Origin of the sequence: Oceanobacillus chungangensis (genome assembly GCF_003369565.1) — a bacterium.
Classification (GTDB): Bacteria; Bacillota; Bacilli; order Bacillales; family Amphibacillaceae; genus Oceanobacillus; species Oceanobacillus chungangensis.
In genome coordinates this window covers 24,488-47,576 of record NZ_PIOD01000008.1, presented here as the reverse complement: position 1 = coordinate 47,576, position 23,089 = coordinate 24,488, and the positions used below count along the sequence as shown (strand labels likewise).

At 35.4% G+C, this 23,089-nt stretch carries 17 protein-coding genes and 2 pseudogenes; 4 read left to right on the top strand and 15 right to left on the bottom strand.

Annotated elements, in window-relative coordinates; all coding sequences use genetic code 11:
- Nucleotides 1–304 precede the first annotated feature (304 nt).
- Both CWR45_RS20125 and CWR45_RS08540 read right to left on the bottom strand, forming a co-directional pair.
- A complete protein-coding gene (locus CWR45_RS20125) occupies nt 305–406 on the bottom strand; it encodes a hypothetical protein (RefSeq protein ID WP_245975395.1) in 102 nt (33 codons plus the stop codon).
- A gap of 518 nt (nt 407–924) precedes the next feature.
- On the bottom strand, nt 925–2,919 hold the full coding sequence (locus tag CWR45_RS08540; RefSeq protein ID WP_245975389.1) for a methyl-accepting chemotaxis protein: 1,995 nt from the start codon (nt 2,917–2,919) through the stop codon (nt 925–927).
- A gap of 741 nt (nt 2,920–3,660) precedes the next feature.
- Here CWR45_RS08540 and CWR45_RS08535 point away from each other — a divergent pair.
- A complete protein-coding gene (locus tag CWR45_RS08535) occupies nt 3,661–4,485 on the top strand; it encodes an ABC transporter permease (protein ID WP_115749448.1) in 825 nt (274 codons plus the stop codon).
- 174 nt (nt 4,486–4,659) lie between these two features.
- On the top strand, nt 4,660–4,803 hold the full coding sequence (locus CWR45_RS19795; protein WP_170138828.1) for a hypothetical protein: 144 nt from the start codon (nt 4,660–4,662) through the stop codon (nt 4,801–4,803).
- Between the two features lie 619 nt (nt 4,804–5,422).
- Here the strand turns inward: CWR45_RS19795 and CWR45_RS19625 are convergent.
- The 12 genes and pseudogenes from CWR45_RS19625 to CWR45_RS08480 form a co-directional block, all read right to left on the bottom strand.
- Nucleotides 5,423–5,698, bottom strand: a complete 276-nt coding sequence (locus CWR45_RS19625) for a Gfo/Idh/MocA family oxidoreductase (RefSeq protein ID WP_147294829.1) — start codon at nt 5,696–5,698, stop codon at nt 5,423–5,425.
- Between the two features lie 171 nt (nt 5,699–5,869).
- Nucleotides 5,870–6,898 (bottom strand): annotated as a pseudogene (locus CWR45_RS08525) (Gfo/Idh/MocA family protein).
- A 29-nt stretch (nt 6,899–6,927) separates the two neighbouring features.
- Entirely contained in the window at nt 6,928–7,635 is a 708-nt protein-coding gene (locus CWR45_RS08520) for a ThuA domain-containing protein (protein WP_115749447.1), read from the bottom strand.
- Between the two features lie 89 nt (nt 7,636–7,724).
- Nucleotides 7,725–8,348 (bottom strand): YesL family protein, encoded by a 624-nt coding sequence (locus CWR45_RS08515; RefSeq protein WP_115749446.1) that lies wholly within the window; start codon nt 8,346–8,348, stop codon nt 7,725–7,727.
- A gap of 25 nt (nt 8,349–8,373) precedes the next feature.
- Nucleotides 8,374–9,267: a carbohydrate ABC transporter permease gene (locus CWR45_RS08510; protein ID WP_115749445.1), complete on the bottom strand. Its 894-nt coding sequence runs from the start codon at nt 9,265–9,267 to the stop codon at nt 8,374–8,376.
- A gap of 12 nt (nt 9,268–9,279) precedes the next feature.
- Nucleotides 9,280–10,134, bottom strand: coding sequence for an ABC transporter permease (locus tag CWR45_RS08505; RefSeq protein WP_115749588.1), 855 nt, complete (start codon nt 10,132–10,134; stop codon nt 9,280–9,282).
- 136 nt (nt 10,135–10,270) lie between these two features.
- A complete protein-coding gene (locus CWR45_RS08500; RefSeq protein WP_115749444.1) occupies nt 10,271–11,944 on the bottom strand; it encodes a type 2 periplasmic-binding domain-containing protein in 1,674 nt (557 codons plus the stop codon).
- Nucleotides 11,945–12,170: 226 nt separating this feature from the next.
- A complete protein-coding gene (locus CWR45_RS08495; RefSeq protein ID WP_115749443.1) occupies nt 12,171–13,889 on the bottom strand; it encodes a sensor histidine kinase in 1,719 nt (572 codons plus the stop codon).
- A 16-nt stretch (nt 13,890–13,905) separates the two neighbouring features.
- Nucleotides 13,906–15,441: a response regulator transcription factor gene (locus CWR45_RS08490; protein ID WP_115749442.1), complete on the bottom strand. Its 1,536-nt coding sequence runs from the start codon at nt 15,439–15,441 to the stop codon at nt 13,906–13,908.
- 269 nt (nt 15,442–15,710) lie between these two features.
- Nucleotides 15,711–15,921, bottom strand: a pseudogene (locus CWR45_RS20480) (integrase core domain-containing protein); the annotation flags it as partial.
- A 225-nt stretch (nt 15,922–16,146) separates the two neighbouring features.
- Nucleotides 16,147–16,434, bottom strand: a complete 288-nt coding sequence (locus CWR45_RS20475) for a transposase (RefSeq protein WP_425453610.1) — start codon at nt 16,432–16,434, stop codon at nt 16,147–16,149.
- A gap of 151 nt (nt 16,435–16,585) precedes the next feature.
- Nucleotides 16,586–18,244, bottom strand: a complete 1,659-nt coding sequence (locus CWR45_RS08480) for a glycoside hydrolase family 13 protein (protein WP_281271849.1) — start codon at nt 18,242–18,244, stop codon at nt 16,586–16,588.
- Between the two features lie 116 nt (nt 18,245–18,360).
- Here CWR45_RS08480 and CWR45_RS08475 point away from each other — a divergent pair, with 116 nt between their 5' ends.
- On the top strand, nt 18,361–19,239 hold the full coding sequence (locus CWR45_RS08475; protein ID WP_115749441.1) for an AraC family transcriptional regulator: 879 nt from the start codon (nt 18,361–18,363) through the stop codon (nt 19,237–19,239).
- A gap of 200 nt (nt 19,240–19,439) precedes the next feature.
- On the opposite strand, the gene CWR45_RS08470 is transcribed toward CWR45_RS08475, so the two are convergent.
- Nucleotides 19,440–21,380, bottom strand: coding sequence for a sucrose-specific PTS transporter subunit IIBC (locus CWR45_RS08470; protein WP_115749440.1), 1,941 nt, complete (start codon nt 21,378–21,380; stop codon nt 19,440–19,442).
- A 197-nt stretch (nt 21,381–21,577) separates the two neighbouring features.
- On the opposite strand from CWR45_RS08470, the gene CWR45_RS08465 reads away from it, so the two are divergent.
- Entirely contained in the window at nt 21,578–23,074 is a 1,497-nt protein-coding gene (locus CWR45_RS08465) for a sucrose-6-phosphate hydrolase (protein ID WP_115749439.1), read from the top strand.
- Nucleotides 23,075–23,089: the final 15 nt, after the last annotated feature.

The following is a 23,089-nucleotide window of genomic DNA, read 5'->3' as shown; positions in this document are numbered from 1 at the left end:
TCTTTTCCGTTGTTCACACACTTCACATGTGCCGAGTGTATTTGGCAACACATAAGGTGCTGGTGAGTCACCTTGCAACCCGTGTCACTAGTTAATAAATTCAACTTGCTTTAAAAAAGAATTCTCCCTCACTAATCTGTAAACCATTAGGCTTCACCTGGATATTAGCTCAATTATACCAAAATGATAAGGCATATAAAAAATCACCGAAAGTCCAATACTTTCTCTAATGAAGGTAGTGACGATATGCTCCAACCTTTGTGCAAACAAGTGCAGCCACTGTATTTCTGAAAGATATAACCTTTTAAAGGTGTTCAAATTCTCCTATCATTTTCTTTGGATCCTCTTTTGCTAACTGATATAATGTTGCGCCTACGAAAGTATCACCGGCTCCAGTTGAATCAATTGACTTTACTTTAACACTCGGAATAATTTTACTCTTTTTTCTGTATAGACTGGGCCTTCTGGATAATTGTTTCTTGATTCAATATCATACGGTATGTCCCCACCAATTTCATACCAGAATGAAAACTAAAATATCTTTTCCATGTTGCACAAGTAATAAAAATAAAAATAGAAGAAGCTTCCCAAAGTTTAATCAACTAATGAGAAGCCTCTTCTATTTTACATAATGATTATGTTAGCACTTTGTTAACAATTCACTCAAAAACCCTTATATACCAAGGTCTGGAGGACATGGTTACATCATGCCGCCCGTAAGCTGAGAGTGTGTAATATCGTTAACGCGAGGTTCTAAAAGTGCGGTAAATCAACGTCTTGGATATTGTTGACTGTAATATCTTTAACGGAGATTTACTTTTTTTATGAGGTTGCGTTAGCAAAATGTTAGCATTTCATTAGTACCACACAACAATCCGGTTAAATCAAAGTCCAGGATAATAGTAATGGCTACTACAGATATTGTTAGTATTTAAAATTAGCTATAGCAGATTTTAAATCTTCTGCCATAGACGAAAGCGACTGAACTGAAGCTGAAATTTCCTCCATTGATGCCAACTGTTCTTCTGTTGATGCAGCGACCTCTTCTGAAGTGGCGGCATTGCTTTGTGCAACTTGCACAATTTCATCTGATTGAGCAGTTACTTCTTGAATAGCTGCAGACATTTGCTCGACCGCCGCTGAAACTTCTTCCATCTGTGGAGAAATCTCATTGGTGGTATGAAGAATTCCATTAAATTTCTCAATAGCTTCTCTTGTAATCTCTACTCCGTCTTCAACGTCCTCCGTAATACGTTCCATAATACCCACTGTATTTTCCGTATCATCTTGAATCTTCGTGATAATCGCATGAATTTCTTTAGCTGATGTTTGCGTCTGTCCAGCAAGGTGCCTTACTTCTTCTGCTACAACCGCAAAGCCCTTTCCATGTTCGCCTGCACGGGCCGCTTCAATAGCTGCATTTAAGGCAAGCAAATTCGTTTGATCTGCAATACCTGAAATAACGCTCAAAATTTCGTTGACCGCTTTGGAGCTCTCATGCAAAGATTGTATGGTTTCATGCGATTCGCTAACAGAAGTATGAATAGACTGCATTTGAGTGACTGTTTTGGATACAGCTTGCCCCCCTTCATCTGCCTCGAGAACAGCATGGCGGGAAAGGTCTGTAACTTTTGATGAACGTTCGGCAATGTTGGTAACACCAATTGCTACTTCATTATAGGTTTGGGACACCTTATCAACGGTATTTGTCTGTAATTCCGCATTTTTCGCTACTTCTTGGATCGAAGAGGATACTTGTTCGGTTGCAGCATTTGTTTCTTCAGTGTTCGCAGATAATTGTTCTGAAGCAGACGCCACACTTTCGGCTGTTCGTTCCACTTTTTGAGTAAGAATACGTAGACCATCTATCATTTCATTAAATGCCTGCCCTAATTTTCCAATGACATCATTCGTTTGTATTTCCACGTATTGGGTTAGATCCCCTTGACTTACTTTTACGGCTGATTCTCCTAATTGTCTTATTGGTTTAGTAATGGATTTTATGATAAAGATGACAGCAATGATTCCTATAACGACGGCGATTGCTGCCACCAACCATGATGTATATAAAATAGGGGCGGATGCCTGTTTAATTTCTTTGGTGTAGATGGTTCCACCTATTTTCCATCCAGTCAAATCATTAGTTATGTAATCCAAAACTACAGTTTCTCCACTAACCTTATTGTTTAACTGGCCACTTGCTTCTTTATATAAATTGCCATAGACTGCTGCTTCTGCTTCACTTCCTAAATCAGCAGTGGGGTGAGCAAGATACTTTTTGTTTTGATCTAAAATAAATCCATACCCTTCTTTACCAATTTGAGTGGTCTGGGCTACTTCCTGTAGCTTATTAAGATTAATATCAATACCTACTACTCCTGTACCGTCGTCATTTGCTTTTGAAATAGTTATAACCATCTCACCCGTACTTGCGGCAACATAAGGTTCTGAAATCACGCTTTCGCCTTTTCGTTCCATTGCCTGCTTATACCAATCTCTTTCTCTTGCATCGTAGCCATCTGGTACGCCTAACTCCGCTGGCTCCATTATGTAAACTCCATCTTCGTTACCTGTATATACAATATCGACTTCTGGGTGTGTCTGCTGATAAAATTTCAAAGGTTCTTGAATTTCAGGACTACTTAATACTTGGTATTGGTTTGAAGTAATATTATTCGCTAAAACTTCAATATCAATTAACTTAGGATTAATCGTATCGTTTATTGCCCTATTCAGTTTTGCTACATTATCATTAACACTATCTAATATTTGTTGTTGCATCTCGTTTTTAGCGGTTTCGTAGGATAATAATCCGATTGCTAAGGCAGGAATAATTAGGATTAATGTAAAAGAAAGAAATAATTTTACATGTAAATTACGCAAACTAAACTTGCTTACTTTTTTTGAGACAATTTTCACTAGGCTACCCCTTTTCTCTGGATGATAATAGTAAAGACTGATGGAATGCATTTCCAAAATTAACCACCTTTATTATATCGACCAATTTATCAAACATTTAATCATTTTATCCTATATTTAAAACTTTTCTTTCTTTACACAAGACTTTTGACCTACTAAATTTTGCACAATAGTTACGAAAAAAGCTTTAGGTTTTGTATCCGGAATACCTAATTTTGAAATTGGTGCATCTAAACGATCTTGAAGGACTTTTCTTGTGCAGAAATTGGAAGTACAATACTAAAACTCGCTAACTGGTATTCATAAGAAATAGTTACCTTTAATTCGTTTTCTTCATTGTTTTACCTTGCGCCTTTCCTTTTAATTAAACAAAGCAAGCCATAGCAATCTATTCACTCTGTCAAATTCCAAGACAAAAATGATAGTTTTAATCCCTATGATATGTTCTGTTTAAATAATTACTTCTATTAAGAAAGGGAAAAAATCCTTCTTGTATAAAGAACTATTGTTAATACAAAAATGGGTTTAAAAAGCACTTCTTTTAATTTTTTTAATAATATCAGGAAAATTTCCCCTGATATTTCTACATTTATGACTAATAAATGATAATTTAATACTTAGTTTTCCCAACTCATCATTAAATAGACAAGGGACAAAAATACACATTTATATGTTAGGATATAGATATAGTTTCTTTAATTTCTATATATTCAGATTATTTTCCTGAGAAATAAATTGGTAATGAAACTAAAAATGAAGGAAATAGTGGTTTTCCACCAGACTTGTATTATTATAATAATGGTACTTATAGAATGGAATAAAGAGACACAGAAAGTAGATAATACCGGTCTATTTTATGTTTATACGTTTTTTCAATCGCTAATATACTTGTTTCCTTCGCTTCTCTTGATTATTTTATTTGGTACTGGTTTCGCAGCGGAGAAGTGGAAAGTACGTACGCTTTATTTTTTGAAAACACAACCCGTTTCAAATTTTGACTTATTGATGGGTAAATATATGACCTCAATTGCATTTACAGTAGGGACATCACTTGGACTGATTTTTCTTATGGTAATAATCGGTACAATTGGTAATCGATTTGGTGACTGGTCCTTCCCCGTTCTTTATTATGAAACGATCCGGAGCAGTACGTCGATTGAAGGGGACTTTCATTTTATTAACATGGGAAATTACCTAGTAGAAACGAGTATTCTATTTCTGGCTTCACTTGTATTTTTACTTACACTGTCTATATTTTTATCACTATTTTTCACTAACACGATTAGTTCCGTGATTGCGACCTTTATTTTGGCGATAGGTTTGCACATTGCAAGCAATTTGCCCCAAACATCATTCATGGCGCATATATCCCCTTTCACTTACTTAAATGTGGGGAAAATTGCAAATGGAGAAATGGCAACCTTATTAAACAATCATCTTATTCAGCCATGGATAGGCATCATTAGCTTGTTAGCAAGTACCATTATCATTTTAGCGTTTAGTTTCCTTTGGATACAGAAGTTAGGAATAAAACGTGTGGAAGCAAAAAGTAAATACTTCTCTTGATATATGAAGCAATAAATGAAGGATCGTTCGATCGAGCAACCTGACCCGCACCGTAAATTACGGTGCGGGTTTTCTTTTTGCTCTATCTAAGTTGAACGTGTGCAGCTAGTCGGATTGCTACGCTCCCGACCGATAAAAGGCTCGAAGCCAAATGAAAAAAATGAGGTGGACATAATGGAAACAATCTTAACGAAAAATAATATCGCTGAGGTGTTCGAACGCTTGTTGGTTGGACTTATCAAAGCGGAGAACTATAACAAAAACTGTTTCGGAATGTCAGACCTGGGATATTTACGCTCACATGACAAAGAACGTTAAAAAAAGAGGCTTCCACTAAGTTTAGTAACTTAATGAAAAACCTCTCCCAAATCTTATTGATTAAAACATGAACAAAAGCATGAACATGATACATTTATAACGCTTGTAAACATTGTTATATCAACGTTTGTAGGCGTTTATTACATCATGCCACCCATAAGGTGAGAGTGTGTAATATCTTTAACGGTGTGTGCGAAAAGTGCGGTAAATCAAGGTTTTACTAAATCTTAGGTGTAACATCTTTAACATGAATTTACCGTTTTTCATGAGATTGCGTTAGCCCAATGTTAGCATTTAGTTAACGCTCTACCTTTATTGATTATCCCAGTTTTTGTATTGACTAGAAAATAGAAAAATCCAACACGAAATTCGCGCTGGATTTTTCTATTTAATGTCTTTACTGCAATTCATCAGACACTATTTATTATCAACGCTAATGCAAAACTTTAACCATTTTGACTGGTATAGAAGAGGACTTTTTCATTACAGCAGCCAAATCAGATCAACGGTTGGGGTAGCTATGATCATGATGCTGTTGATGGCGATGATCATGTGAGCGCTTATATCCGTTTTGATGATCAAGGTCCGTTGTTATTTGGATGTTCTTGGGCGGCAAATATCAAAGAGGATAAAACACATTACTTAAATGCTGATAGGTTTGCGCATTTACTTCTACTGGTTTGGAAGGGGCAACAAGCCAAAGTGCTGTATAAAGTAAATAGCAGCCCCAATCAATCAAATTTCCGCCTCCTTGAAGCTCCTTGTAGATAAACACACACACACCACAGCCGGGTACTTTTCTCTGGCGCAACGCTTGCACCCTTGTAACGATAGGTGTTCCCACTTCCTCCATCGATTCTTTTGCCAGCATCACAGAATCTACAAAACTTTTCATATACTTGGGGAATCGCATATTTTTCTGCTACTTCCCTGGCACGGACCAAGTTAACATCCTGCACACCAGGTATTTCTACATATTCGTTTAATGACTGATAAACAGGGATATGGCGGTTTCCGCAATTCCCCCTGCACCAATCAGTCCCATTTCCAACCGTTTCATCATGGATCACTTCTCCAAGGAAAAAATTCTTTTGGTTTTGACAGATTCTAAAGCACCCAAAATAATAGCGAGGGATTTCTTCCCTTCTGCACCGTCAATTAACGGCTCAGTATCATTTTGAATCGATTCAATAAAATGATCAATCACATGCGTCGTTGTCTGGGCGGCCTCATCATTGGACTGAATCGCACCGAGCCCATACTTTACTACTTCTCCATTTGCATACTGAGCTACTAAAGAATACGCTGGGTCATCTTCCAAACGCAATATAGCCTTTTCTCCATAAATAATAGTAGAATTATCTTCTCCAGCTGTATAAGCCTAGCTTGCTGCCAGCGTGCCGATAATACCCTTTTCCGACTTTAAGATTAGTGTTGCATTGTCATCGACATCGGTATTTTCTTTAGCACTTATTTCTACAAAGGCTCCTACTTCCACAAACTCATCATTTAATAGATAACGGATTAAATCTGCTTTGTGTACTCCTAAATCCCCCATGGCTCCGATGAACGCTTCCTCTTTTTTAAAGAACCAGCTTTCCTTACCATCGGCGCTCCATCCTTCCGGGCCGCCATGGCAAAATGCTGTACGAAAGCTGTAGACCTTTCCAGTCTCTCCAGATGCAATCAGATCTCTAGCTTTTTGGTGAGAAGCAACAAAACGCTGATTATGACCAATCATTAATTTCTTTCCATTACGTTTTGCAGCCTCTATCATTTTATCTGCTTCTTCTAAAGAGGTTGCCATCGGTTTCTCACAAAGTACATGGGCTCCAGAATCGAGCGCATCGATACTGACAGAAGCATGTAAATAGTTTGGTAGGCAAACACTGACAGCATCTACATTTTCTTCTTTTACCAGTGTTTTATAATCTGTATATACTTTTGCCTGATATTTTGCTGCTACTTCTTCTGCCCGTTCTTGGACAATATCACAAACTGCCACAATATCCACCTGCTCATTCTGTCCGTATTCTTGTAAATGACGATGTTTTGCGATACTGCCGCATCCGATAACTGCTACTTTTAAACTCATTTTTCATCTTCCTCTCTATCGATCTTGTTTTATTTTTCAATCGGCTGATAATTCCCATACGTATGTTTTGGAGTATCTTGATTTTCAGCCCATGCTACCGCATTTTTAATCACTTGTTGCACCTCTGCCTGATGATACGTCGGATAGGTTTCATGACCAGGACGGAAATAGAAGATCTTTCCTCTGCCGCGTTTAAACGTCGCTCCACTACGGAAAACTTCCCCGCCAGTAAACCAGCTGACAAAAATTAATTCATCTGGTGCGGGAATATCAAAATGCTCCCCATACATTTCTTCTTTTTCGATTTCAAAATACTCGCCGATTCCTTTAGCAATGGGATGGGATGGATCTACATTCCATACTCGCTCTTTATCATCCGATTCGCGCCATTTTAAATCACAGCCTGTCCCCATGAGAGATTTAAAGATTTTGGAAAAGTGTCCTGAGTGAAGAACAATTAATCCCATGCCGTCTAACACACGCTGTTTTACGCGTTCCACAACATCATCCTGTACTTCCTCATGCGCCATGTGCCCCCACCAGACCAAGACATCGGTGTTATTCAACAATTCTTCGGATAACCCATGTTCCGGCTCCTCTAATGTCGCAGTTGTCACTTCATGCCCTGCTTCAGATAAAAAGTCGGCAATCGCTCCATGAATCCCTTTTGGATAAATGGAAGCGACCGTTTCATTTACTTTCTCATGACAATTTTCATTCCAGACTACTATATTCATGCTAATTCCTCCTCGTAAGTTATATTATTTGCATAATATTATGAATAAAATTTTTAAAAGAAAATAAAATCATTAAAATATTATCCTTTTTATTTCTCATACTTTTCAAACATACTTCTAATCATAAATGAGCTAATATAAGCAATTAAGGAAAAACCGAGAAAAGTATCCATGTATAATTTTATTACTAGCCAGTATGGTGAAAAGAACATTAAAATAGCAGGACCTAGCATAAGTATGATAATTAACAACAATGAACCAAGATTGGCTGTTCCCATTTTCAATACATTTACGCAAGCTTCCTTTATTGTACATTTATAACGTGCAATATATGGAAAAGTCAGTACAAGATACATGCAAAAAATCATCGAGAACATTACTAAACTCATGAAAATCATCATCGGAAAATTTCCCGTATAGAATTGTAAAAAGAAATAATTCAATGCTAAAATGACACAGAATAAAATTAAAAATCCCCACATAACCGTACTTTGTTTGAAATTTTTTTTGAATGCCGCCCAAAACCCGCTGATTATTCCTCCCTCTTCATTTCGAACCATTTTCAACGTTATAGAAAACAAAGCAGTAATAGAAGCCCCAATTGTAACAATCGGCAAACTACAAAGGATAAACAATATATTTAATAAAATTAACTCTACTACTCTAGATAATAAACGATATACCGGGCCATCTATCCTTAAAATACTTTCCATGTTTTTATACTTCCCCCTCCTGGTACTATTCTTTAACAGATCCTACAACAATACCTGTTACAAAATACCTTTGAAGAAAAGGATAAATCAATAACAAAGGAATAGTAGAAATCACTATTTTCGCAGCATTTAGATTGCGATTCTGTACTTCTGCAATATTTTGTAAAGCATCACTATTGGTTCCCGACCTGACTAATTCAGCGATATCGATTGTAAGGGACTGAATATAGGTCATAATTGGATAGTTACTTACTTGGGTCATATAAATCAGACCAGTCATAAAGTCATTCCAGTTACCCACAATACTAAACAATGCTACTGTTGCCAGAGCCGGTAAAGAAACCGGAATATAAACCTTAAATAATATTTGTAGCGGACTAGCACCATCAATAATAGCTGCCTCTTCTAATGATTTTGGAACACCGACGAAGAAATTCATAATTAAAATCACACTAAAAATAGGCACTGCTCCGGGTAAAACTAACACCCAAATCGTATCTAATAAATTCAAATTTCTAATTACGATAAATGTTGGAATTAACCCGCCACTAAACAACATGGCAAAAATGATGATGTTCATGTAAATATTTCTACTCTTAAATTCGCGTTTTGTTTTGGATAATGGATAGGCCATTAACACAATCAGTATCAAGTTCAGCGCAAGAGCAATCACTACGCGTTGTACAGATATAGAAAATGATCTCCAGAACTGTGCATCCTCCATAATCATTTCATAAGCCTTTGTGGAGAAATTGACAGGCTTAAGCCCAACTAAGTTGGCCGCCACTGCTTCCCCACTACTGAAGGATATAGCAACGATATTCCATAAGGGCAATAGACATACTAACCCTAAAGAAATAACTATAAAATAGATGATAAATTTCCCAATTTTCGTGGAGAGATTATTTCCTTGTATCATCTTTACTCCCCCTTAGAATAATTTTCTTTCTGTATATTTTTTGGCTATGTTATTAGCAGATAGTATTAGAATCAAACCAATTATTGATTTAAACAGACCTACAGCTGCTCCAAAGCTGTAATCACGCCCAACCAAACCGTTCCTGTACACATAAGTATCAATCGTATCTCCAGTTTCATAAACAATTGGCGAATAGAGATTATACACCTGATCAAAGCCACCGTCTAATACACTTGGTAAACTTAAAATCGCCAAGAGTAAGATAATTGGCAACATTCCTGGTAAGGTGATATGCCAAACCCGCCTCCACCAACTTGCTCCATCCATACCGGCTGCTTCATGCAGCCCTGGATCCACAGAAGCAATAGCGGCTAAATAAATTACCGAGTTAAAGCCAAACTCTTTCCAAACATCAGAACCGATTAATAAGGGTTGAAACCATGTATTGCTTCCTAGAAAATTTATCTTTTCTAAACCGAAGAAATCCATAATTTGATTAACGGTTCCATCTAGATTAAATAAATTGATAACAACCGTTGAAAGTACGACCCACGATAAAAAGTGTGGTAAATAAACAACAGTCTGTACTGACTTTTTAAGGAATTTTAAACGGATTTCATTTAATAAAATTGCAAATACAATTGCGAGCAAAGTGCCAAAAATAATTTTCCCTAATGCAATCACAATCGTGTTACGGAATACTTTTCCGATATCGGGTAAATTGAACATATATTTAAAATGTTCAAGTCCTACAAATTCTGAACCAAAGAAACCTTTTGCCGGTACAAAATCCTGAAAAGCCATTACTATCCCAAACATCGGTGCAAAACTAAAGATAAGTAAAAAAATCATTCCAGGTGCCAACATGGCGTGATAGGTTAATTTCGCCTTTTTTTTATCTTTTTTCCGACCACGAATAGGCGCCTCTAGATTATTCTCCGCCATCTTACGTACCTCCTATATCAGAAGGGCTGTTAACCAGCCCTTCTTCACTTGCCTACCCTTACTGAGCCAGCTCTTCTTTCACCTCATCAAGTATTTCATCCCCACCTTGGTTTTGCCATTTTTCTACAAAAACATCGAAATAATCAAGCGGCTCCGCTCCAGTTACAATTTTAATAAAATCTTCTTCTTCCATCTTTGTTAAATTGCCTTGTTTTTGCTCCATGGTTGGTGTATTACCAACATAAGCTGCTTCTGCCCAATTAAATTGATCATCCTCTGTCAGCTTATTCATTAATCCCCATCCTACAATACGAGAATGATAATTGGACCAGCTATTAGTTAAAGCGTCTTCAGGGGTTTCCATATATTCTATAATTCCATTTATATTCTGCCTAACTTGAGAGTCAGTAATTTCTCCAACAGTCATCTCTTCATCCAAAACAGCTTGGACATCTTGATAATCATCCAAATATTTCTGATTAGGAAGAATTACGATATTAAACGGTTTAGTCGAATCATCTACTCCCCGTTCTAAATATTCTGCTATCTCAGGAAAAGTATTTTCCATATCCGCTTCCTTTGTGTTTAGCATAACATCGTAGAATAAGTTCAACATTTGAACTGCTTTTTCCGGATGCTCATATCCTTTTCTGACAACAATAAAACGACCAGTTGTAGCCTGCTCAAATACATTTACGTTACCTTCATCGTCAGCTAATGCATAAGCAGCAAATCTTGCATCGTTGTCCATCTCTCTAACCGTTGATAATCCCCAATCCGGTATATGCCAAGGACCTGTTAAGATACCTGTTTGTCCATTTGTCAGTAAAGCCATAATGTCGTCAAAAGATCTTGTTCCAAATTGCGGGTCAATAATGCCTTTATTAAACCATTCATTCATTACTTCAAGCGCTTGTTTCGTACCTTCTGAAGTTGAGCCATATGTTATACTGCCATCTTCTTCTATTAAATATTTTCTTGGCTGTCCTTCAAAAACAGAAGCAATCGAGTTCATAGTAAAAGCTGATCCTCCATAATCTCCTGCATTTAAGAAGGAAGCGAATGGTATCCCTACAGGATTACCTGAATCTCCTGGATCATTTTCAATGAAAGCTTCAGCAACTTTTTCTAATTCATCTAAAGTGATTAAACGATCTCCTTCTTCATCTATTGTTAAATCTAATTCTTCTAACCAATCCTCACGTATCCAGATCATCTGCGGCGCACTTAGAGCTTCAGTTCCCGAAAGCGCCATAAGACTGTCCTCAAATGTAGCGTCTGCTAAAGGACGATTATCATAGGTAGCATAGGTTTCCTTAATGTAATCACTTGCATGTTCTTCATATACCTCGCTTAAATCTTCAATTAAGTCATTATCAACTAAATCTTTTAACTCTTCTCTCGAAACTACCATCATGTCAGGTAAATCACCCGAAGAAATAGCCAAAGCTACTTGCCTATCATAGTCTTCTCCATTTGCTTCGAAGGCATTTCGAATATCAATATCTAATTCTTTCTCTGCTGCACGGGTATACGCATTATCTTCAAAGGTATCTCCTTCCGGTAATTTGTGATTGGTACCTATAGAACGTCCGATATTAATAATCGTCTTACCATCTTCTGTAGTTGTTTCGCCATCATTTGAAGAACTCTGTACACACGCAGTTAATAAAATAGTTAGCACCAGTAAGACAATTAACGGTTTAAACTCTTTGAATGAATCCGCTATCATTTTTGCAATCCCTCCTTAAATTTTCCTGTCTTTTCAGCAAAATCATGGCCATTGATTTCGTATAATCTTATTCTAATTGATATATGATTCGTAGGAAATATCAAATAATCCGTTTTGATATAACATTTTCCGGAATATCGTGTTATTTAAATCTTTTGGATTTAAAAGAAAAACTCCACATATATCTTGTGGAGTTTTTCTCACATTTACTTATACCATTAAACTACTATTCCTCTCTATCAACAATTGGTATGACCAAAGTTACCTTCGTATAATGATCGAACTCGCTTTCATACCTTAAACCGTATGAAGGACCATAATATAACTGCACCCGATTATGAACATTTCTAACTCCATATCCTTCTGTTTCGGTAGTTAGAATAGACTGTAGCTTCGTTGGGTTTATTCCAATCCCATTATCAATAACGGAAAATTCCAGCATGTTTTCTACTCTTTTTAACCTGATAATCAGCTCTCCCCCATCAGATCCTTCTTTATGATCAATGCCATGATTAATTGCATTTTCTACTAATGGCTGTAAGAGCAAGTTTAGCATCGTGTAATGATAGGCTGATTTATCCAATTCATAATGTACATCAAATGAATTCGAGTGCAACAATCGTTGAATGTTTATATAAGAAATTACATTTTCAAGTTCTTTTTCCACATTTATTATGCTTCTGCCTTTATTTAAAGTTGTCCGATAAAAAGTGGATAAGTGTTGAGCCATCTGACTAATATCTTCTTGTTCTGCCATAATAGCTTTACTATTTATTAACGATAGGCTATTGTAAAAAAAATGAGGATTAATTTGCGCTTGCAAAGCCTTCATTTCATATTCTTGTTGAGCAATTTTACTCTTATATACCTGGTTTATCATATTTCTTAATTTATTGACCATATTCCCAAATTGCTTAATTAAGCTCCCAATTTCATCCGTACCGCTATTAAAGATAGAGACCGTCAAATCTCCATTTTCTATTTTCTCCATATTTTTCGACAGCTTTTCTAGTGGCCTAACCACTACTCTTGCCAATAAATAAATAGATAAGGACATAATTAACATACTTAAAAAGATAACCAGCACAACGGTTAGTCTCATCGGCAGAGTAGTGGTAGAAATAATATCCGTTGGTCGATATAAATAGACAGTCCAATTGTAAGATGACAAATCAGCTTGTTGAAAGACAAAATCAGCTTCAAATAAACCATTATTTAGTCTATCAACGAAATCTGATGAAGAAAATTGGTCCGCTAGATTTTGGTTAGAAAAAGTTTCAAAAGAGTAAATAGGCTGATGATCGCCATCCAAAATAATAACACCATAATCCTCTTCAAATAAACTAGACATGAAAGCAAAAAACTGTTGATAATTTATTTCCATTTGGACAATATTATTAAACGTTCTGCTGTCATCAAATATTCGATTACTCAGTCTAAATATTTCATCACTCGACGAGGCTACCAAGGTTGCCCCATTTGAGGCCATGATGCCGTCAAACCAACTGTAATCTTTAATATCTGTCAACGGTCTCAGCAATTGACCATGGGGATTCATTTGATTGTCGGTATAGATTGTAATAGAGTTGATATCTGTTTGTAAATTCGGTGGAGTAAGCAACGAAGGAGACAACGTATCACTATAAAACTTATACATTTCATAATTATCGTTATACTCTGCTGTTATTCCATTTTTAATTTCATCATTCCATGCGATTTGGTCGATAATATTAATATAATTATTAATTTTATAATCTATATTTAAAATGGATTGGTTTAATGCTTCAGATAAATTTCCCTCTTCGCGAGTAACCAATAAATCTTGTATTTGATAATACCATATACTTCCTAATGCAATAATAGGCAAACAGCTTGCAATAATACAAATTAGTAAAATTTTATTTCTAAATTTTAAATTAATAAACCACAATTTAAAGGGATTCATCTCATTCACTTCACCTCTAGAGTTTCTTCATTTCTCGGTGTTTTTTCGGACTGACACCAAAATGTTCTCTAAAAATTTTAATAAAGTAGGAGGCATTCTTATAACCGACAGCTTTACTAATTTCATTCACTTTCATATTGGTATTGCTAAGTAATTCTACCGCCTTATCCATTCTCACCTGTTTAATATATTTATTAATTCCCAGTCCAGTCTCCTGTTTAAATTTATCACTTAAATAACCTGGTGTTAGATACACCTTTTCTGCTAACATATCCAAACTCAAGTCATTCTCTATGTTATCTATAATATATTGCTTTACTACTTCTATAATATGCTTAGGTGAATTTTTCTCCTTATCTAGCTTTTTTATTACTTTATTTTGAACATCTAATAAAGTTCGCTTGATATCAGAAAAATGTGTATACGAATAAATTAATTCAATGTATCTATTCATGTTGTCTTTACTGTATTCCGGCATTATTTGAAAGAAAAGTTGCAGCAATCGAGCAAATAGGAAGCGAAGATAAACTTGTGAAGTCTCAGTACTTTTTTCATACTTTTGAATAATAGCTGCTATTTTTTGCTGTAGCCTTTCTGTATCAGCTTGTTGAAGCTCTTTCTCTATTTCTTGTAATATATATTCGTCTTTTTTATATTCTTCTCGATTTGTTAACGGGGTATCAATTGGATAGATAAAAACGTCTGAATAGAAAAAGCGATCTTTTAAATAGTCTTCTAAATCACTATATGTTTGCGCTATTTGATTTGGAGAGCTAATGCGTTCGCTTATTGAGAGAACACAATCAATTCCATTTGCAGATTGGATCTTTTTTTGTATTTGCACAGCTATTTGTCTATATGTAATTAATTTCTTAGGATTCTCTTTAAATAGTATGATGATTTGAAAAGGATTTAAATTGATTACATCATATTTACTATCTAACGTGGCTTCCTTTATTTGCTCGTATAAATATACAATTTCTTCTTCAAATAGGTTATCCAAAAAAGTCGTATCTGAATGAATGAGAATCATTCGATTATAATCATTCAAAAAATCGAAGTTTACGTAAGGGTATTCATTTAGCAGTACATCTATAGGTGTTTGATTTAATAACCTATATAGAATATGCTTCTTTATAAATAATTGATTTATTTCTCTTTTTTCTTGTTCCTCCTTATGTTTTTTTATATTATCTATTACTGTTGTCATCGTTTGTTTGAATTCTTCTGGTTTAACAGGCTTTAGTATATAATTATCTGCTCTTAAAGTTAGCGCTTTCTTCACGAAATTAAAGTCATCATAACCGCTAAAAAAAATAATTTCCATCTCTGGATGCTGTTCTCTTACTATTGTTGCTAATTCCATCCCATCAACAAAAGGCATTTTCACATCAGTAAGCAAAATATCAGTTGGATTTTTCGCTAACTCTTCCAAAGCACCTTTTCCATTAGAGGCTTCCACTATTTCCAATTCGAACCTGAATTTGTTTAACAGAAAACGAATAACGTTTCTTTCCTCTTTTTCATCATCCACAATTAGAATACGATACATAACTTGAGTCTCCTTTATTCAACTGTCTCCATTCTTTTAGGGTTAGCATCAGTAATGGATCTAAGTCAATATTTCGGACAGATAGAGCTTAGTTTTTGCTTTACACCTTGAATCTTATTTCGGTAAATATGTGATGGCTTTACATGGAGTTTCTGTGCGCGTAGTGATTTGCGAAAGACGCAAAGGTTGTACAACACTTTTCGCAAGTAGAAATCCGTACAACGCGCACCTCTCCATGTAAAACCGCGTTACATTGGCTGCATGTGCACTTACGCTGCATCTTGTGAGAAGTTTTCTATCTCTTGTGGTGTTTTATAACCTAGGCTGTCGTGAATTCGTTTACGATTATTTCAGCCTTTAATATATTGAAACATTGGCTGAGTGAAAATCAAAATATTGTACATGATTAACTTCTTCTTTCTTGAGAATCACATGAAAAGATTCAATGCAAGCATTATCATAAGTACTGCCTTTGTAACTATAGAAAAGTCTCTCTTAAGTATATTTTACGTTCAACGACTTCCTCTTTACTAGGAGTTGATCTGAATTTCTTAGTGGTAATCGAGCGGATACCAGCTGCTTTCATTAACCGCTGAACACGTAAGATACTAACTTTATAGCCTTCTTTTTCTACAAGATCAGACATTTGCTGAATAGGATGGACATCCTAGTGTTCATCAATCAAATCAATAAGAACTGAGTCATTTACTTTCTTGCGAATATGGTCATAGATTTTTTTAATATCTCGTTCTCCTTTTTTAGATGACGCATTTCCGTTTGAAGCTTTGCATAGTCATCTGGAGTCACGGAAAATCTATCTTCCATTTCGATTGGAGTAAACTTTTTAATCCATGCATAAATCGTTACATCAGATACACCATATTCGCTACTTAAATCTTTATCTGAGCTACCAGTATTATAGAGTTCAACAATCATTTTTTGAAAATCATAATTATACCGTTTACTATTATTTCGATGTCCATAGTGACATATTCCTCTTAAAGTTTATTGTATAAACTTATCTTGGATGTGTCCATGAAACTATACTAGCATCAGTGACACGTTTCTATCTACTCACACTTATTTAAGGGTGCTTATATATTTTTTATAAATTCACTTAGACTTAAAAAGTTGTCAACACCACCTATTTATCACTCTTTCCTTCACTTATTTGATAAATAATAGCTTCATAAGGCCGTAACCGGATATTGCTTATATCTAAACCAGAATTATTGTAATTACTTAATAATATTCTAGCTTTTGTGTATTCTGTAACTGGATAATAGAATTTTTTTTCAACCTCGTAAAAATTACAAACAATTAATAACTTTTCATTCTCTAAAATACGTTCATAAGCATAAATGTTTTCATTATCAGGTTCTAAAAGGTTATAAGTACCATATACTATCAAATTGTTATTCTTTCTCATATCGATTAATTTTTGATAGTGATAGAAAACAGAATCTTCATCTTCAAGTGCATTCTTCACATTTATATACGTGTAATTTGGATTTACCTTCATCCAAGGTTTCCCTTTAGAGAATCCAGCATTGGGCTCATCAGACCATTGCATCGGGGTTCGGGCATTGTCTCTTGCTTTCATATAAAGTGATTTCATAATTTCCTCTTCGCTAAATCCATCTTTAATTCTTTCTTTATAGACATTTCGAGTTTCAATATCTATATAGTCATCAATCGAATCAAAAACAGCATTCGTCATCCCAATCTCTTCCCCTTGATAAACATAAGGGGTACCCTTCATGCCGTGTAGTAATGTTGCTAACATCTTCGCTGATTTGACTCGATATTCACCATCATTCCCCCATCTTGATACAATTCTTGGTAAGTCATGATTGTTCCAAAATAGGCTGTTCCATCCTTCTTGGCCAAGAGCATATTGCCATTTACTTAATACCTGTTTTAACTCAACTAATTCTAATTTTTTCAAATCCCATCTTCGCTTACCCGGTATTTTGTCTAAATTCATATGCTCAAACTGAAATACCATATTTAATTCTTTTCTTTTAGGGTCAGAGTATAACTTAGCATTCTCTGTTGTCGCTCCCCATGTTTCTCCAACTGTTAGTAAATCATGTTTTCCAAAAGTATTGATATACATTTCTTGCAAATAATCATGTAATTTGGGTCCATTTTCTTTAATTTGTTTATCTGGATTTTTTCCTATTAAATCAATTACATCCATACGGAAACCACTTATGCCTTTATCTATCCAAAAATTCATCATTTCCCATATACTAATTCTCATTGTTTCATTCTCCCAATTTAAATCAGGCTGCTGCTTGCTGTATAAATGTAAATAGTACTGATTTGTACTTTCATCATATTCCCAGGCTGATCCACCAAAATTAGAATCCAGTTCATTCGGCTCCTGACCATTCATTGGATCACGCCAAATATAATAATTTCTATAGGGATTGTCTTTTGATTTCTTTGCTTCAATGAACCATGGATGCTGATCTGAAGTATGATTTACAACTAAATCCATGATAATCTTAATTTCTCGTTGATGACTCTCTAATAACAATTTATTCATATCATCCATAGTTCCATATTCAGGTAAAATAGAATAGTAGTCACTTATGTCATAGCCATTATCCACATTAGGTGATTCATAAATCGGACTTAACCAAATAACTTCAATCCCCAGTTCTTTTAAATAATCCAGCTTTTGTATGATTCCTTTTATATCGCCTATTCCATCGTTATTACTGTCATTAAAGCTACGAGGATATATTTGATAAATTACACTTTTATGCCACCACTGTTGCTGAATTTTTGTCATTTTCATCCTCCATTTTGTATTATAATTTCAAATCTATTATAATTTAATTATGTTATTACATCTTGCACTTTTATGAATTAAATAACACTATTTTCACTTTAGGAGATAATAAATTTATGAATAAAAGCCGATTAAAAGAAAAGTCCACTCATGGCACTCCATCATTTCCGTTACATATATACAGTAAGTATAATGAAAGAAGATATTTTGTAGACTTCCATTGGCACGAGGAATTAGAATTTATTTTTGTTGAGGATGGTATCATTGAGGTCAGTATTAATTCGAAAATCATCCCTATTACTAAAGGGCAGTTTATTTTTATTAATTCAGGGGATTTACATAAAATAACCTCAAGAGGTCCTTCGATTCACCATGCTATCGTATTTCATCCTGAGATATTAAACTTTGACTATCCTGATATAAGTCAAAATTCTATTATTTATCCTATTAGTAAAGGACTCTTGCGTTTTCCATCCACTTCTGAGATTGACGTAAGTTTGACCAAATCTATAGCTGATAAGTTAAAAAACATTATTAAGAGAAACCCGTTAGAGTATGGATTATCTGCATTGAGAATTAAGATATTGTTGCTAGAAATTATATTAGTTCTTTTTGAGAAGCAGCTTTTTTTGGAATTATCAACAAACGTTAAAGAGAAACAAGAAAATATCAAAAAGGTAATTATCTATATACAGCATAATTACAATAGTAAAATATCACTAAAAGATCTGGCTTCACTTTTAAAGATGAACAAAAATTATTTTTCTAAATATTTCCATGAAGAAATTGGAAAAACACCGATTACCTATATTAATGAATATCGCTGTGAAAAAGCAGTAGAGTTATTAAAATACAGTAACCTTAAAGTGTTAGATATCTCGTTTATGGTTGGTTTTGACAATTTCAGCTATTTTATTCGCAAATTTAAAGAATATAAACGTTATTCTCCCAACCAATATAGAAAAAAATTCAACTTAATAGATGCACCAGAATAAGGAATAACGCTAAAAAACCGCATATACTGTATTAAATCCTGAAAACCAAATAAAAGAAGCAGGATGACAAATAAGTTCCTGCTTCTTTCATTATCTTTACTATTCCTCACCTTACATTTCAAGGGGGCTATTCAAACTTTAAATAGTTAATTCTCTAACTATATTACTAAACCACAAATGAAAATCAGAACAGTCAATATTTATTTTCTCAATTGTAACAAATCGTTTCCCTCAGCAATTTCTTTCAGATCTACCACAGATACCTCAGCATAGTCGCCTGTATTGGTTATGATGACCATTACAGTAGGGTCATAACCGGCCTTTTTAATCTCATCGACGTTAAAAGCACCTAAAATATCACCTTTTTTCACTTGCTGTTCTTGACTTACTTTTGAAACGAAGCCTTCTCCATTCAGATTTACTGTATCAATACCAATATGAATCAAGATTTCTACTCCTTGATCCGTATGAATTCCAAAAGCATGCTTTGAATCATAAGTGACGGTAATCGTCCCATCTGCCGGAGCTATAATTTTATGGTTTTCAGGATAAATAGCTATCCCTTTTCCCATCATCTCAGAAGAAAACACTTGGTCATTGACGTCTTGTAACGGAATGAGTCTTCCGGTAAGTGGAGAGCTGATTGTCACTTCATCTGCTTTGACAGATGATACTGCTGGGCTTGTTTCACTTGCTGATTCTTCCGAACTCTTATCATTTTCTGGTATAGCTAACTTTCGCTTGCCATAAATAAAGGTTAACGCAAAAGCAACTGCCATACTTATTAAGATACCAACCATAAACATCGGAATAGACCTAGGTCCAATTGAAATGAAACCAATAACACTTGCTGGTCCCATTGCTACTGCCAATACATTGAAAAAACCAATAAATGCTGAAGCAATTCCCGCTCCAATCATTCCAAAGATAAATGGGAATTTTAGTTTTAAGTTCACACCGAAAATTGCCGGTTCTGTAATTCCTAGCATGGCAGATACACTGGCAGAAGATGCAAGTCCTTTTTGCTTTTTATTCTTTGTAACAAAGAATATCGCCATACAGGCAGCTCCTTGTGCTACGTTTGCCATCGCAGCTACTGGAAAGATAAAGGAACCGCCAGTTGTAGCTATATCGGCAAGAAGCATTGTTTCGATTGCCGGGAAGCTTTGATGTAACCCGGTAATAACAATTGCTGAGTAGAACGTACCCAATAGCCCTAAGCCAAATCCTCCTGTTGTCTCATATAACCACACGAGCCCTTCCGTTAATCCATCAGATAAATATCGCATAACTGGCCCTACGAAAATAAACGTTAAAAACCCTGTGATAATCACCGCAAACATAGGTGTGAAGGTGAAATCAAAAGCATTTGCCATTCGTTTATGGAAGAATTTCTCGATATTAGCCAAAATCCATGATACTGCCAGTACAGGCAATACAGATCCTTGATAACCAGCTTGAGCCACATCCAGACCAAAGATATTCCAGTAGCTCATTGTACCATCTTCAATCGCATTTGCTACAGCATAGCCATTGACTAACTCAGGCATAACCATGGCCATCGCCATTGCAGCACCTAAATACGGGTTACCGCCAAATCGTTTCGTAGCGGAGTAACCAATCAAAATAGGTAAAAAGGCAAATGGTGCAGAAGCTAATAGATTAATAATACTAGCTACATCTTCAATAGCAGGAAACATTTCCACAACAGATTGAGGACCGAATAAATCCGGAGATGTTAAAACATTATTTAAAGCCATCAATAAACCGCCGGCTACTAACGCCGGGATAATCGGAACGAAAATATCAGACAGCAATTTAATAAAGGACATAATCGGATTTGGTTTTTTCTTTCCTTCTGATAATGCTTTCAAATTGTCTTTAGATACCTCTTGTACTCCTGTTGCATCTCTTAATTCTTTATAAACTTTATTTACTTCACCAGGTCCGATAATAATCTGAAATTGGCCATCTGATTTAAATGTTCCTTTGATATCCGGATGATTATCTAATCCTTGCTGGTCAATATTTTTGTCATCTTTTAATACTAAACGCAAACGAGTTGCACAATGAGCAGCAGCTTGAATGTTATCTTCGCCAAGCATTTTCAGTATATCTTCTGCAACCTGCTTGTGATTCATGATTAATCCCTCCCTTGTAACCGCTTTTTTACATCATACAAATAAAAATAATATATGTCAATCGTTTGTCATAAAATATATAAATATTAAACAATTACATTATATAAGCTTTATTATTATGTTAAACGTTTGACATATTAACCCTTATTGCATATGTTTTATAGTAGGTTTAATGAATATATAGGAGTTGAAAAAACATGAAATTAATAACAGAATGGACAACGCCTTTGCGTTATAAACCTTATCATCAATGGCCGGCAGCCTATCAAGATATGCTTGAATCAGCGATACAGAAATCAGACTGGAAGCAAGCATTTCATATTCAACCGAAGACAGGTTTATTAAATGATCCAAATGGTTTCTCGTTCTATGATGGGAAGTGGCATCTCTTTTATCAGGCTTATCCATTTGGACCTGTGCATGGCGTGAAATCCTGGTATCATATGGTATCTGATAACTTAGTTGACTGGGAAAAACGTGATTACGCTTTATTACCTGATTCTCCCTATGATAGTCATGGTGTATATTCAGGCTCTGCTATCACAGTGGGAGACAAACTTTTTCTTATGTACACGGGTAATGTACGAGATGAGAGATGGGAGCGCCACTCCTATCAACTGGGAGCTTGGATGGACTCCGAAATGCTAGTAGAAAAGATAACTGAACCATTAATAGAGAATCCGCCAACAGGATATACAGATGAATTTCGTGATCCACAGGTGTTTCGTTATCAAGACCAATATCTGATGGCGATTGGAGCACAAACAAAAAGAGGAAAAGGTGCTGTCTTAGTTTATCAAAGTAAGCAGTTAACAGATTGGGAATTGCTTGGCGAACTGGATTATACGACTGAAGAAATGGGGTTTATGGTTGAATGCCCTAATCTAGTCTTTGTTGATAATCAGCCAGTACTATTGTTCTGTCCACAGGGACTAGACCAGAATATAACACCGTATCAGAATATATATCCAAATATGTATGTCATAGGATCAGCATTTAATAAAGAAACGGTTTCTATTGAAAACACTTCGGATTTAGTAAATTTGGATGAAGGTTTTGATGTCTATGCGACACAGGCTTTTAATGCGCCAGATGACCGTGTACTGAGTATCGGCTGGATTGGGTTGCCTGAATTAGATTATCCTAGCTTTGAAGAAGGCTGGGCTCACTGCCTCAGTATAGTTAAAGAATTGTCTATCAAGGATCAGCACCTGTATCAAAAACCAGTTGCAGAAATGCAGGTATTACGTCAAAATCATGAGGTATTGCAAGGGTCTGTACAAGATGAGTATCTGTTATTAGGCTCTCCCGATAAAAATGTTTACGAATTAAAGCTTGAATTAGATGCTAGTGCATCAGGTTCATTATATTTATTTGCAGATAAGCAGAATACAGAAGGACTGAAGCTTTCTTTCGATGCAAAACATGATACAATAAGCATGGATCGCAGTAAGGCAGGTATCCCTTTTGGAGAATCATATGGTTCCATAAGAACTGCTACACTAAAAAGACAGGATAAGCTAACATTGCACATTTTTGTAGACCGTTCTGTCTGCGAAGTTTTTGTTAACGATGGCTATTGCGTCATGACTAGCTGCGTCTTTATCAAAGACCCTCAGCAGACGCATATCTTTCTTCATGGATTTGAAGGGAACTATACAGGAGATTTCTGGACCCTGCGTGATATGAACTAGTTATGAGTAAAGGGA